This is a genomic window from Psychrobacter sp. AOP7-B1-24 (assembly GCF_052376215.1).
GTDB lineage: Bacteria > Pseudomonadota > Gammaproteobacteria > Pseudomonadales > Moraxellaceae > Psychrobacter.
Genome location: NZ_JBQSVL010000204.1, coordinates 1 through 608 on the forward strand (window position 1 = coordinate 1; position 608 = coordinate 608).

Annotated in this window: 1 protein-coding gene; it reads right to left on the minus strand. The window is 47.7% G+C overall.

From position 1 onward, the window contains the following. Positions 1-32: 32 nt before the first annotated feature. A partial coding sequence (locus ACT3QP_RS15010; RefSeq protein WP_444526058.1) for a hypothetical protein occupies positions 33-608 on the minus strand: 576 nt, incomplete at its 5' end.

A 608-nucleotide genomic window follows, 5' to 3' on the forward strand; every position in this document is an offset into this window, starting at 1 on the left:
CGTATATGAATGATTAGTTTCAATCTTAATCTCTACTCCGCCATCTCTCCATGTCCTTCAACCTCACCTTTCTTACCATCTGGTTGAATCTCAATCGGTAGCACCAGCCCTTTCGCGAAGTCATCAGACAGCACATAATCGTAGCTGCTGGCAGCGATGTCGGGCGTGGTATGAATAATAAGCGTCATGTCTTCGCCATCGGTTAGCTCATGCGAGACATAGCGCTCACTGAGCTGATCTAATATTTTTGACACCGCCTCATTGCTCGCCATACTGATGGTTAGATTGTGCTGCGCCGTAGCATTATCCACTGTGAAGTAATCTGCATAGTCCTGAACATTTTGGCTATCAATCGCAAACGGATACTGATAACTGGCACGGTCAGCAGGCTCCTCGCCACTGTCCATGATCGACCAGTCAACAGTGTTGCTTGCAGTCGTTGCTGCATCTTCTGTAGTGACCGCTGCCGTTTCAGAGGTTGGTTCAGTCGTCCCAGTACTTTTGTCACACCCTGTCAAACCCACTAGTACCAATACGCTTGCAGTAGCGATTACTCTCATACTCATCAGACGCTTAGCCATCGATATATCCTTTATATGGTTAGGGCG